The sequence below is a fragment of the Nocardia mikamii NBRC 108933 genome, assembly GCF_001613505.1.
Classification (GTDB): Bacteria; Actinomycetota; Actinomycetes; order Mycobacteriales; family Mycobacteriaceae; genus Nocardia; species Nocardia mikamii.
Genome location: NZ_BDCM01000013.1, coordinates 563,378 through 576,296 on the forward strand (window position 1 = coordinate 563,378; position 12,919 = coordinate 576,296).

Sequence of the window (12,919 nt, forward strand, 5' to 3'; positions counted from 1 at the left end):
CAATTGTGACCTACAGCACACGTCGAGACGGTCTGATGACCATCGGGGAGCTGTCCGGGCGCACCGGCGTCCCGGTCCGCACCATCCGCTTCTACTGCGACGAAGGGGTGCTGGAAGCGCACCGCAGCGCGGCCGGGCATCGACTGTTCGATGCGGCGACCGCGGTCGATCGACTGCAGCTGGTGCGACGGCTGCGGGCGCTGGGCCTCGGGCTGCACGCGATCATGGGCGTACTCACCGGGGCCACGTCGATCACCGACGCCGTCGCCATCGAAAAGGCTTCCCTGGATACCGAATTGGCGGCCCTGACCTGGCGAAGGGCCGCGCTGGCGGCGGTCCGGGACGCATCGCCCGCGCGGCTGGAACTGCTGGCCGCCGTCGGTGACCGCCGGCGCGCCTACGACGATCTCGTCGCGTTCTGGCGCCGCCTGCTCACCCCGATCGCACCGGAATTGTTCGACGCCTTCGTCGACATGAACATTCCGGCCCCGCCTGCCGATCCCACCCCCGGGCAGGTCGTCGCCTACGCCGAACTCGCCACCGCCGCAACCGATCCGGTGTTGACCGCCGCGCTGGCGAAACAGCTCTGGCGGCACGACCCCACCCATGTTCGCGACAAACGCGCACTGCTTGCCGGTATCGCCGAGGCCTGCGCGATCGTGGACCCGCTGGTGGCCGCCCACGTCGAACCGCGTCCCGGAGCCGAACTCGATCGGTTTCTCGCCGCTCACGCCGCCGCCCGGGGCGTCCGTCCCACGGCCGAGTTCCGGCGCCGACTTCTCTCCGGCGCCGACGATGACGATCCGCGCATTCGCCGGTACTGGACGCTCACCACCGAGATCACCGGCACGACCACCACGGGCGCGGCGCAGGATTGGTTGCACCGGGCGCTGAGCCGGTCGTAGCGGCGGCTCGGGGCCCGGCCCTCACGTCTCCAGGTACGCGATCATTCCGTCGACGAGTCCCTGGATGGCGTCGTCGAGGTTGCCGTAGGTGCCGAGGGTGCGTTCGGAGGTGATGCCGCGCATGGCTGCGGGGATGAGGGCGGCGACGCGGCGGATTTTCACCGGGTCGACACCCAGGTCGGCGAAGGCGCGTTCACAGGCCTTGTCCCAGTTGGGTTTCCACGACGCGAGTTCGGCGGCGGTCAGGGGGTAGTCGCGCTCCAGTTCGGCGTGGTCGCGGGGCAGCGCGGCGCGCAGGGTTTCGATGGCGAGGGATTCGGGGCGGCGCAAGCCGATCGCCATCGTGTTGATCAGGGCGCCGACCCGTTCGGCCAGGGTGCCTTCCGTGGCGATGCCGGCGGGCAGGTCGCCGCGTTTGTCGGCGGTGTACCGGAGGACCGCCGCCCATAGACCGTCGATATCACCGAACTGGTACTTCACGACTCCCCAGGTAGCGCCGATGTCACGGGCGATCCGGTTGCCGGATACAGCCGCGGGGTCGCCGGTGGCCAGCGAGGCGATCGCCGCCTCGAGCATGGCCTCACGCGACTGGATACCGCGCTTGTTCGCACGCCTCCCGGTCACCGCTACATCCGTCACGACGGTCGATAATACCGCGCCTGATCTGCGGCATCCAGTTTCAACGAACCCTCTTGTTTTCTTTCATAGAGGGTTCTACCCTTGTGTCGCCGGGCGCGCGTCGAGCGGTCCGCGCCGCGATGTGCAGCCCTCGCCGAACGTGGAGGATCGAGATGGCGAAACCACCTCTGTCGATGGAGCCGACGGGCTGGTTCCAGGTCGCCTGGTGCACCGAGATCCCGGTCGGCGCCGTCCACAAGATGAAGTACTTCGGCCGCGAGATGGTCGCGTGGCGTTCGGCATCGGGGCAGCTGGCGGTGTTCGACGCCTACTGCGAACATCTCGGTGCGCACCTGGGCTACGGCGGGCGCGTCGACGGCGAGAACCTGGTGTGCCCGTTCCACGGCTGGGAGTGGAATCGGCAGGGGCGCAACGTCTGCATCCCCTACGAGTCACATCCCAACAAGGGCCGCCGCATCCGCAGCTATCCGGTCGTCGAACGCAACGAGGCCGTGTGGATCTGGTACGACATCGACGGTCGCGCACCGTATTTCGAGGTGCCGGATATTTTCGAGGCGTTCGGCGACGACAAGACCGCCGCCGACTACTACCCGCCGGTGCCCGCGGCCACGCTGTTCCGGCCGGGGCTGGAACTGCATCCGCAATACATCATGGAGAACGGCGTCGACTTCGCGCATTTCAAGGTCGTCCACAAAACGCCGTTCGTGCCGGAATTCACCCGCCACGACTTCTCCGGCCCGGTCTCCTTCGTGGACTTCACCATCGCCTTCGAGGAGGGTGTCAGCGAATCGGAGGTCAACAGCGGCGTCGAGTCGATCAACGCCGGTCTGGGCTGTTCGATCACCAAGAGCTGGGGCATGGTCGACAACCGCACCATGCCCGCGGTGACCCCGGTGGACGAATTCACCTCCGACGTCCGGTTCACCGTGTGGATCGGCCGCAAGCCGGGCGACGACAGCCCGGAGATCACCCGATACGGCAAGACGATGGCCGATTTCGTCATCGAACAGTTCGAGGCCGACATCGACATCTGGGCCCACCAGCGCTACTCCGACCCACCCGCGTTGAGCCGCAAGGAATTTCAGGGATTCACCGCGCTGCGCGAATGGGCGCTGCAGTTCTATCCCGACGGCGGCCCCGCGGGCACCGGCCCGCGCCGACCCCACAGCGGGGCAATCCATCCCGCGGCCGACGCGACCGCTCGAGTACCGTCACCGAACACACCGAAAGGCATGCGATGAGCACCTCCGACACGATCCGGGTATTCCAGGTCGCCACCGGCAATCTCGGCACCGAGATGATCGGCCGGATCCGGAACCATCCGGATCTCGAACTCGTCGGCCTGCACTGCTACACGCCCGAGAAGATCGGCCGCGACGCCGGTGAGATCGTCGGCCTCGACCCGATCGGGGTCACCGCGACCGGGACCGTCGAGGAGATCATTGCCGCGCGACCCGACGTCCTCACCTTCCACGGTGTCTTCCCCGACGAAGACCTCTACGAGAAGGTGCTCGAAGCGGGCATCAACGTGGTCACCACCGCGGACTGGATCACCGGCTTCCACCGCGACACCAACCACGCCCATCCCTCGGGCCGCAAGGTCAGCGAGGTGATCCAGGCCGCCTGTGAGCGCGGTAATGCCACCTTCTACGGCACCGGCATGAACCCGGGCCTGTGCCAGATTCTGGGCATCGTGCACACCGCGGACGTCGCCGACATCGAGAACATCACCGTCACCGAATCGGTCGACGTCTCCTGCCATCACTCTGTCGATACCTGGAAGGCGGTGGGCTACGGCCGCCCGATCGACGACCCGACGATTCCGGACTCGCTCTACCGGTACACCGCGGTGTTCGCCGACTCGGTCTACCTCATGGCCGACGCCTTCGGCCTCGAGCTCGACGAGGTGAAGTTCAGTTACGAACTCGGCGCCTGCACCAAGGACGTCGACCTCGGCTGGTACTTCATGCCCAAGGGCTCGCTCGGCGCCAACTACATCAAGTATCAGGGCATGGTCGACGGCGTCGCGCGCGTGGAGACCCATCTCGAATGGCAGATGACGCCGCACACCGACCCGTCGTGGGAGATCAAGGGCTGCTACATCACTCAGGTGACCGGCGACCCCAACATCTACAGCAAACACATGATCTTCCCGCGCAAGGGATTCGACCTGTCGAACCCGGAGAACTTCGCCTCGATCGGCATGACCGTCACCGGCTTGCCGGCCCTGAACGCCATCCGATCCGTCGTGGCCGCGCGCCCCGGCATCATCACCAGCGCGGACCTGCCGCTGCGCAGCTTCGCGGGACGCTTCACGATCTGAGCTCCCGGCAGCCGCGTCCCGGCCTTTCGCGTGGATCGCTCGTGCACGGGGTGCGGCTGAATCTCGTTGCGGGCTTTCGCGGTCCGAGGCGGTTAGGGTTGGGCAAAGGGGTTGCCTGATCGGAGGTGTGGGATGGCTGATTTGTTTTCCACTGCGCTGCGGGCTCATCAGTGGATCTACGAGAAGTCGGACGGGTATCTGGGGCACCGGCTGCTGTTCGGAAATCCCACCCTGTTGTTACGGACGGTGGGGCGCAAGACGGGGCAGCCGCGGACCAGTGCGCTGACCTATGCGCGAGACGGTGACGACTATCTGGTGACGGCGTCCAACGGCGGGTCGCCGCGGCCGCCGGGGTGGCTGGCGAATGTGAAGGCGGCGCCGGAGTGTGAGATCCAGGTCGGACATCGGCGGATTCCGGTGACCGCGCGGCCGACGTATCCGGAGGACACCGAGTACGCGCGGCGGTGGACGCTGGTCGACAAGGTCAACAAAGGCCGGTACACGCAGTATCAGACGATGACCGATCGGCCCATATCGGTCGTGGTGCTCAGCCCGCGGAGGTGACGCGGGCGGCGGTCGGACCGGTCACATTCGTCCGGATCGCTTGGTTTTCGGGCAAAGGTTTCGCTATCCTCGCTTCCGAGGGGAGTACTTCCCAAGCGCCACACCGGTCAGTACGGATTCCGCCGTCGGGATCCCCGGATGGCCACCCGGATATCGGGTGAAGGAGACCTCGGGTGCTTTCGCATACCCGAGGAGACCTGTGAATTCGTCCGTTCTCGCAGCCGAACAGCTGCACACCATCGGCAGTCCGTGGCTGTGGGTCGCCACCATCGCCGGCGTGCTGGTGCTGCTCGCGCTGGACTTCGTCGTCACTCGCAAACCGCACGAGGTGTCGATGCGGGAGGCGGTCGGCTGGACCGTGTTCTACCTGGCGTTGCCGGTCGCGTTCTTCGGCATTCTGTGGGCCGGATTCGGGTCGAAGCCGGCCACGGAGTTCATCACCGGTTATCTGCTGGAGAAGTCGCTCTCGGTGGACAACCTGTTCGTCTTCATGCTGCTGCTGGCGGCCTTCGCGGTCCCGGCGGTGCTGGCACAGCGGGTGCTGCTGTTCGGCATCGTGGGCGCGCTGGTGCTGCGCGGCATCTTCATCGCCGTCGGCGCGGCCGCGCTCGCCTCGCTGGACTGGGCGTTCCTGCTGTTCGGCGCGATTCTGCTGCTCACCGCGCTCAAGCTGATCCGCGACGCGGTCACCGGGCACGAACAGGAAGTCGACATCTCCCGGATGCGGTCGGTGCGCCTGATGCGCAGACTGATGCCCGTCACCGACGACTACCGGGGCACGAAGATGACCGTGCGGGAGGCGGGCCGCCGCGCCCTGACCCCGCTCGCCCTGGTGGTCACCGCCGTCATGGCGACCGACCTGGTGTTCGCCATCGACTCGGTGCCCGCGGTCTACGGCGTCACCGGCGACCCGTACCTGGTGTTCGCCACCAACGCCTTCGCCCTGCTGGGGCTGCGCGCCCTCTACTTCGTCCTGCAGGCCGTCCTGGCCCGCCTCGTCCACCTCGCCTACGGCCTGGCCGTGATCCTCGGCTTCATCGGCGTCAAACTGGTACTGCACTGGGCACACGGTTACTGGGACTGGCTGCCGGAGATCCCCACCGCCGCCTCCCTGCTGGTGATCGTGGTGGTGCTCGGCGCGGTGACCGTGACCAGCCTGCTGGCAACCCGGAGTGAGAAGGACGGCGACTCCCCCACCGTCGACACTCCCGCTCGATGAGAAGTACGTGACCGGTGGGCCCCGGAGTTGTCCCTCACCGAAATTCCGCCGTACCGTGGGCCGGTGCTGTCCCGCTTCCGGCGTATCGATCCGGTCCGCACCCGGCGCGCCGTCGATGCGCTGCGATTGCCGGAGGCCGTCTTCAAAACCTGTCCCTGGCAGCCGCGAGACGTGGTGGAAACCGGTCTGCGGCAATGGTTGCGGTGCTGCGGTGCGGCAATGGCCGACGACCAGGTGATCGGAATGCCGTCCCGCGCCGTGGACGAGGCATGGCACGGTTTGATCCTGTGCACCGAGCGATATCGCGACTTCTGTGATGCCGCCTACGGCCGGTTCCTGCACCATTTCCCCGAGGGAGACGGCTACGGCGGCGGCAGCGGTGTGCCGATGGCGACTCAGCTCGGCCGCACCGTCGTCGCCTGGTCCATCGTCGCCGACCCGGGCGAGGAGTGTGTGTTGTGGGATCTGGATACCGTTGTGGGAGTGGAGAATCCGTGGGGCGTGTCGCCGGGGCGGGTCACCGAGGTGGAAACCGCCCTGGGTGAGATCATCCCGGGCTCACCGCACCGCTCCCCTGCCTGACGGGCCCGGACCTGGCCGAGGACAGTGACCATCACGCCGGTCGGCGACATCGAGCATCACTCGGCACGAAGATTTCCGGCCACATACTCCGGCCGCATTCACTCGGGTCGGCGTGAAGAGACCGGGCGCAATTCGGCGATCTGCAAGTCGGCCTTGTATGCGCCCGGACCGGGCCCGGCCACGATCACCAGCGATCCGCTGGGTCGCCCGATCGCGGGCCCCGATCTGACCGCTCGCCTAGTTGCTACTCCCACCGCCACAGCTGCTCCCCCCACCGCAACTACTTCCGCCACCACAACTGCTACTGGTTCCCCCGCCACAACTACTACTCCCGCCACCACAACTATTGCCCCCGCCGCAACTACTGCCTCCAGAGCAACTACTGCCCCCGCTGCCCCCACCACAGCCGGCCGTACTGCAACCGCCTCCGCCGCAATCATTTCCGCCGGATCTGCGGCCGCCACCACTCGGATCGCCGGCCTGCCATCGGCGGCGGCGCGTCGCCGACGATATTTCATGGCGGACGGCCGCCACCGAGATCCAGACGAGTGTGCCGACCACGGCGGCGATGACGACGAAAAGCATGAGCGGACGGTAACCGCACAACCCGTCCTCCGCCCGCTGAGCCGGTTGTGGCGCGGCCCCCGCTGCGAGCGATCCGGCCGGTCGTGCCCCGCCCGAAAGCGCGATAGCCCGCTCGGCGCAACGGTGCCATGATCGATGGCAGGAGCCCGGTCGCGGGCGTGCCGGGCGTTTCGCATGGTGGTGACGCTATGGACGTTGCGACGTTTGCCGCATTCATCGTGGGTGCGGGGGCGGTGTGCGCCGGCATCGCCTTCGGCACCGGGTTGCGGGTGGTTCAGCAGTACGAGCGTGGACTGGTGTTCCGGTTCGGGCGGGTACGAGGGGTGCGCAATCCGGGGTTACGGGTGCTCATTCCGTTCGTGGACAAGATGCGCAAGGTGCCGATGCAGGTCGTGACGATGCCGGTGCCGGGCCAGGAGGGCATCACCCGCGACAACGTGACCGTGCGGGTCGACGCGGTGGTGTACTTCCGGGTGATCGACCCGGCGCAGGCGGTGGTCGAGGTCCAGGACTATCTGTTCGCCGTGGAGCAGGTGGCGCAGACGTCGCTGCGCTCGATCATCGGTAAGAGCGAACTCGACGATCTGCTGTCCAACCGCGAACAGTTGAACAAGGGGCTGGAGTTGATGATCGACAGTCCGGCCCTCGCCTGGGGCGTGCACATCGACCGGGTGGAGATCAAGGATGTGGCACTGCCGGAATCGCTCAAGCGGTCGATGTCGCGGCAGGCGGAGGCCGAGCGCGAACGCCGCGCCCGCGTCATCACCGCCGAGGGCGAGCTCCAGGCCTCGCGGAAGCTGACCGACGCCGCCGAACGGATGGCGACCGCCCCGGCGGCGTTGCAGCTGCGGCTGCTCCAAACCGTCGTCGAGGTTGCGGCAGAGAAGAATTCGACCCTGGTCCTCCCGTTCCCCGTGGAGTTGCTGCGCTTCCTGGAACGGTCGACCCCCGCGGACGCGAATGCGCCGCAGGCCGACAGATCCACCGAGACCGAGAGCACCGCCGATCCCGGCCAGGACCGCAGACCGCTGGATGTCCGACCGTCCTGGACGGAGGCGGAACGAACACCACAGCAGAACCCGGCCCATCCGGAGTGAATGCCCAGTCTTCCGCGGCCGCGGCATGTGGTCAGGTGCGGTCGCGAGGCTGATCGCGGAAGTTTCGCACCGGTCCGCTGGGCGGGAAACCGCACGGAGAACCGGACGCCCCACGCGTCCTACGTCAGCTTCACCCGCGCGGCGACGAAGCGGTGCAGCGCCGGAGCCAATCGGCTGAAGTGGTACTGAAGATGGGCTTCCGGGGTGACGGGGACGATGTCGCGGTGACGTTCCACCGCGCGCACGATGCGGTCGGCGACCTTCTCCGGGCCGTAGCCGCGCCTGCGGTACAGCGCGTCGTACCGGGCCTGCTTCGCGGCCTCGGCGGCGTCGGACAGGCCCGAGAACTTCGTCGTCGCAACGATATTCGTGTGCACGATGCCCGGACAGATGGTGTGCACCTCGATCCCCTTGCCGGCCAGTTCGGCGCGCAGGCAGTCGGAGAACATGAAGACCGCGGATTTGCTGGTCGAGTAGGCGCTGAAACCCTGCTGCGGACTGTAGGCGGCCATGCTGGACAGGTTGACGATATGTCCGCCGAGCCCTCGCTCGGCCATGGCGGCGCCGAAGGTGCGGCAGCCGTTGACCACACCGCCGAGGTTCACCCGCAGGACCCGGTCGAATTCGGCGGCGGAGGTGTCGAAGAAGTCTCCGGCCTGGCCGATGCCGGCGTTGTTGATCAGGATGTCGGGCACGCCGTGGGCGGCGATCACCGCGCTCGCGTGTTCGCTCATCGCCGCTTCGTCGGAGACGTCGACGGCGTAGGCGTGGGCACGGCCACCGTCCGCCGTGATCAGTTCGACGGTCTCCTTGGCGGCGTCCAGGTTCAGATCCGACAGGACGACCTCGGCGCCGCGACGAGCGAAGGCCAGCGCCGTTTCCCTGCCGATGCCGCTGCCGCCGCCGGTGATGACGACCAGCCGATCCGTGAACGGCCCGGCCTGCGCCCCGACCTCGGCGCGGCGCAGCGTGCGCGGATAGTCACCGGTGTCGACGGCCGTGGCGAGTTCGGTGGCCGAGGTGGCCAGCAGCTCCGGATGGGAGAACGGCAGCCAGTGCCCGCCGGCGATCTCGCGCCGGAACAGCCGATCGGTCCACTTCGATGTGTCGTCGTACCCGGCCGGGCGCACGGCGATGTCGCGGCGGGCGATGACCAGCTGCACCGGAACCTCGGTGTGCCGCTCGCGCGGGCCGAGCATGCGCGGCAGGATGTTCGCGCGGTAGATCCGCATCCCGTCGAAGAAGTCCTGGCGGAACGCCGGGCCGAGTTTCACGTTCTCCGGGGAGGTTTCGTTCATCAGGCCGATGAACCGCTTCCACACCTTCTCCGACGACAGCGGCCGCATCACCGCCTTGTTCAGTCCCGGGGTCATGAACAGGAAGGTGTAGGCCGACGACAGCAACTGGGTGGCCGGCCCCCACACCGCGCCGCGGCCCATCCGATTCCGGGTCCACTTCGCCAGGTGATCGAGATTCGGGCCGGACACCGAGGTGAACGAGGCCACCCGGGTGGCGGCCTGCGGCTCGCACACGGCCTCCCACACCTGTACCGAACCCCAGTCGTGGGCGAGCACGTGCACGGGCCGGTCCGGGCTCACCGCGTCGGCGACCGCGTAGAAGTCGGAGGCGAAACGGTCCAGGCCGTAGTCCTCGGTGCGGTCGGTGCGGGTGGAGCGGCCGTGGCCGCGGGTGTCGTAGGCGACGACGTGAAAACGCCCGGCCAGCTTGGGAATCACGCGATCCCACAGGTGATGGTCGTCGGGCCAGCCGTGGACGAGCAGCATGGTCGGTGCGGCGGGATCGCCGTATTCGTAGACGGCGATATCGAATTCACCGTTGCGGACGAAATGTTCGGTGTCCGGGACGGGCGCGGTGTCGGTCACGAGAATCTCCTCGAAGGGGGGCGAGTGGATGTCAGAGGTCGAGCACCAGACGTTCACCCGCACACCGTGAGACGCAGATGAGCAGTTCGCCCTCGGCGCGCTCGGCGGGGGTGAGAACGGTGTCGCGATGATCGGGCTGCCCGTCGAGCACCCGCACCTTGCAGGTGCGGCAGAAACCCTGCCGGCAGGAGTAGGCGATATCGGGCCGCACGCGCAGCACTTCGTCGAGCACCGTGCGGTCGGCGGGGATGTCGAGTACCTCACCGGTGCGGGCGAGTTCGACACGCAACGGCTTTCCGTCGACCACCGGTGCGGCGGAGAAGCGCTCGGAATACAGTTCCACGCCGGGCATTTCGCGCACCGCCGCGGCGATCGCGGCGGTCATCGGGACCGGTCCGCAGCAATAGACCGAGGTGTCGACGCCGACGCCGGGCAGGAGATCCGCCGCCGCCGGCAGACCGCCGTCGTCGTCGGTGCGCACCGTCACCCGGCTGCCGAAGGATTCGATTTCGGCGAGGAACGCGATGGTGTCGCGGCTGCGGCCGGTGTAGACCATGGTCCAGTCCACGCCCAGCCGGTGCGCCATCCGCACCATCGGCAGGATCGGCGTGATCCCGATGCCGCCCGCGACGAAATGCACACGGGCAGCGGAGGATCCGTGACCGGGCAGGACGAACGGGAAGGCGTTGCGAGGCCCGCGGATCGTGAGTTCGGCGCCGACCCCGAGTTCGTCGTGCACCTCGACCGATCCACCGAGCCCGCCGGGTATCCGGCGCACCGCGACCCGATAGCGATACCGATCGGCGGGGTCACCGCACAGCGAGTACTGCCGCAACCGGCCCGAGGGCAGTTCCAGGTCCAGATGGGCGCCCGGTCGCCAGGTCGGCAGCGCGCTGCCGTCGGTGGCGCGCAGCACCAGGCTCACCACGTCGGCGTCGTGGGCCTCGATCCGCCGCTCGACCACCCGCACACGCAAGCGACCACTGTCGACGGCGCCGGTCACCGGACGCCGGTGGATCAGCGACGCCCACCGCATCCGTGCCTCGGCGACCGCGCCGATGATGCGGATCGGCCGGTCCGAACCGCGCCCGCCGTAGAGGTCGGGCGGCAGGTCGGTGGGCACGGGTCTGCGGGTCGTCACGACGCGAGTGCCCGTGCCGCAGGCGATTTCGCCAGATACGCCACGGCCTGCGCGGTCGATCCGACCGAGGCCGGGGTGTACCCGGGCTTGGCCACCGACAGCGCCGACCACAGCAGCGAGGGAATTCCGGGCAGCGCGCCCCGCCACATCGCCCCGAGCGCCTTGCCCACGATGCGCGGATACCCCATGTTCGGCAACTCGGTGTCCTGGTGCACCAGGTACTTGGTGCCGCGCAGCAGCAGCGCCACGAAGATCGGGAAGGTGATCGCCATCAGCGCACAGCGGCGCACGTAGCCGACCTCGAAGTAGGTGGCGACATCGTGGGCGACGAAGCGGTGTTCGACCTCCTCGGCGCCGTGCCAGCGATACAGGTCGAGCATGTTGGGCGCGGCGTCGAACCGCTCCAGATCGGCGTTGATGATCCAGTCGCCGAGGAAGGCGAAGAAGTGTTCGAGGGTGGCGATGAAGCCCAGCCGTTCGACCAGGGTCTGGAACTCCTCGCGCGGCGATTGCCCGTCCCGCGGCCCCAGCGCCTTGCGGAAGATGTATTCCATCTGCCGCGCGTAGCTGTCGACGTCGACGCCGTGGGCGCGGAACACCTGTTGCAGCGAATCGTTGTGGGTTTCGGCGTGCATGGCCTCCTGCCCCATGAAGCCGATGACCTGTTCCCGCAACGTCTCGTCCTTGATCAGCGGCAGCGCCTCGGAGAAGGTCTGGATGAACATCCGCTCGCCCTCGGGCAGCAGCAGGTTGAGCGAGTTGAACACGTGCGAGGCGATGGGTTCGGCGGCCAGCCAGTGCAGCGGGGTGGCTCGCCAGTCGAACTGCACGTTGCGCGCGTGCAGTGCCACCTCACCGGGATCGCCCACGCCACGGTTGCGCATGGGAAGTAACTTCATCGGTACTCCTGGTCGTCATCTCGGCCATCGGTTCCGGCCGCACCGGCACCGTTGCTACAGCAGCGTAGCAATTATCGGACGGTAAGCGACACCCTGAGTACCACATAATTCTGGCCGCCGGAGCGGATCAGCGCGGAGTTCTCGGCCAGGTGTAGGTGTGGCCGTCGGCATCCACGGTGGTCACCTTGGTGAAGACATTGCCCGGCCGCGCGACGCCGGTCAGCGTGAGATGCACCTTTTTGGTGACGTACTTGCCGGCGGCACAGTTGGGCTCGCACGTGTTGTCCCGTTCGATCCCGTCGCCCTGCGCCTGATCCGGGCCCCAGCTCTGCCACACGATCTGTTCCACCTGGGCACCCAGATCGGCGCAGGCGAGGATCATGTTCTCCGGCCGAACCGCCGGCTTGCTGAAGGAACAGTCGATCACTTCCGGGACCGTGCTGGTGGTGGTCGCCTTCGGTGCGACCGGGTCGGCCGGGCGGGCGTTCCCGGAGTCGGACGAGCCGCAGCCGGCCAGTATCAGCAGGGCGGCAGCCGCGGCCGCGCCAAACAGCGGGCGGCCACCGCGCCGAATCGTGTCACCGTTCATGTCAGTCCCCAGATCTCGTCGAACTCCACCCGCCGCCCGTGGGCGTGTCTCACAAACCTAGTGGATCGATTCGGCGGGCGGGCGCTCACAACACCGGCGCACATGCGCAATCCGCATCCTCGTCACCAGGACCGGAGAGCGGCTACTGCTCCCCCACCACCGCGCCGGCGGAGAGATTACCCGCCGCCCACACCCACAGCGGTTCCAGTGCGCGCACGAGTTCGCTTCCGGCCGTGGTCAATTCGTAGGCCTTGTCGGCGCGTTTGACGATCACACCGGCGCCGCACAGGGTCTGCAGACGCACCGAGAGCATGCTCGAGGAGCAGTTGTCCATGCGTCGGCGCAGCTCGAGGAAACCGAGCGGTCCCGGCGTCAGTTCCCAGACGATGCGCAGCATCCAGCGCTGCCCCAGCAGTTCCATCGCCGCCTGCGGGCCGCCCTCGCGCTCTCTTGCACTTCTCATTTCGAACCACCATAGTGATTCTAAAATAGA

Annotated in this window: 13 protein-coding genes; 7 read left to right on the plus strand and 6 right to left on the minus strand. The window is 67.6% G+C overall.

The features are described from left to right. Window positions 1-5 precede the first annotated feature (5 nt). Window positions 6-905 (plus strand): MerR family transcriptional regulator, encoded by a 900-nt coding sequence (locus NMI01S_RS20745; protein WP_157126279.1) that lies wholly within the window; start codon window positions 6-8, stop codon window positions 903-905. Between the two features lie 21 nt (window positions 906-926). Here NMI01S_RS20745 and NMI01S_RS20750 read toward each other — a convergent pair whose 3' ends face one another. After that, window positions 927-1,544, minus strand: a complete 618-nt coding sequence (locus NMI01S_RS20750) for a TetR/AcrR family transcriptional regulator (protein ID WP_062999546.1) — start codon at window positions 1,542-1,544, stop codon at window positions 927-929. A gap of 152 nt (window positions 1,545-1,696) precedes the next feature. Between NMI01S_RS20750 and NMI01S_RS20755 the strand changes: the two genes are divergently transcribed. The 6 genes from NMI01S_RS20755 to NMI01S_RS20780 all read left to right on the plus strand — a co-directional run bounded on the left by NMI01S_RS20755 (window position 1,697) and on the right by NMI01S_RS20780 (window position 7,914). Beyond that, on the plus strand, window positions 1,697-2,785 hold the full coding sequence (locus NMI01S_RS20755) for a Rieske 2Fe-2S domain-containing protein (RefSeq protein WP_062999548.1): 1,089 nt from the start codon (window positions 1,697-1,699) through the stop codon (window positions 2,783-2,785). After that, the gene (locus NMI01S_RS20760; protein ID WP_062999550.1) at window positions 2,782-3,867 is read left to right on the plus strand and encodes an NAD(P)H-dependent amine dehydrogenase family protein; all 1,086 of its coding nucleotides are present in this window, start codon (window positions 2,782-2,784) and stop codon (window positions 3,865-3,867) included. The genes NMI01S_RS20755 and NMI01S_RS20760 overlap by 4 nt, the downstream gene beginning before the upstream one ends. A 132-nt stretch (window positions 3,868-3,999) precedes the next feature. Further along, window positions 4,000-4,431, plus strand: coding sequence for a nitroreductase family deazaflavin-dependent oxidoreductase (locus NMI01S_RS20765; RefSeq protein ID WP_062999552.1), 432 nt, complete (start codon window positions 4,000-4,002; stop codon window positions 4,429-4,431). Between the two features lie 199 nt (window positions 4,432-4,630). Next, window positions 4,631-5,650, plus strand: coding sequence for a TerC family protein (locus NMI01S_RS20770; RefSeq protein WP_062999554.1), 1,020 nt, complete (start codon window positions 4,631-4,633; stop codon window positions 5,648-5,650). A gap of 63 nt (window positions 5,651-5,713) precedes the next feature. Continuing rightward, the gene (locus tag NMI01S_RS20775; protein WP_062999556.1) at window positions 5,714-6,232 is read left to right on the plus strand and encodes a UCP032817 domain-containing protein; all 519 of its coding nucleotides are present in this window, start codon (window positions 5,714-5,716) and stop codon (window positions 6,230-6,232) included. A 773-nt stretch (window positions 6,233-7,005) separates the two neighbouring features. After that, a complete protein-coding gene (locus NMI01S_RS20780; RefSeq protein WP_084513100.1) occupies window positions 7,006-7,914 on the plus strand; it encodes a slipin family protein in 909 nt (302 codons plus the stop codon). Window positions 7,915-8,033: 119 nt separating this feature from the next. Here NMI01S_RS20780 and NMI01S_RS20785 read toward each other — a convergent pair whose 3' ends face one another. The 5 genes from NMI01S_RS20785 to NMI01S_RS20805 form a co-directional block, all read right to left on the minus strand. Further along, window positions 8,034-9,797 carry an SDR family oxidoreductase gene (locus NMI01S_RS20785; protein ID WP_439956284.1) on the minus strand — a complete coding sequence of 588 codons (1,764 nt, stop codon included), beginning with the start codon at window positions 9,795-9,797 and terminating at the stop codon, window positions 8,034-8,036. Window positions 9,798-9,828: 31 nt separating this feature from the next. Next, window positions 9,829-10,938, minus strand: coding sequence for a PDR/VanB family oxidoreductase (locus NMI01S_RS20790; protein WP_062999558.1), 1,110 nt, complete (start codon window positions 10,936-10,938; stop codon window positions 9,829-9,831). Then, window positions 10,935-11,837, minus strand: coding sequence for a metal-dependent hydrolase (locus NMI01S_RS20795; protein WP_062999560.1), 903 nt, complete (start codon window positions 11,835-11,837; stop codon window positions 10,935-10,937). The genes NMI01S_RS20790 and NMI01S_RS20795 overlap by 4 nt, the downstream gene beginning before the upstream one ends. Before the next feature lie 127 nt (window positions 11,838-11,964). Continuing rightward, the gene (locus NMI01S_RS20800) at window positions 11,965-12,426 is read right to left on the minus strand and encodes a hypothetical protein (RefSeq protein WP_062999561.1); all 462 of its coding nucleotides are present in this window, start codon (window positions 12,424-12,426) and stop codon (window positions 11,965-11,967) included. Between the two features lie 142 nt (window positions 12,427-12,568). Continuing rightward, entirely contained in the window at window positions 12,569-12,889 is a 321-nt protein-coding gene (locus NMI01S_RS20805) for a winged helix-turn-helix transcriptional regulator (protein ID WP_062999563.1), read from the minus strand. Window positions 12,890-12,919 lie beyond the last annotated feature (30 nt).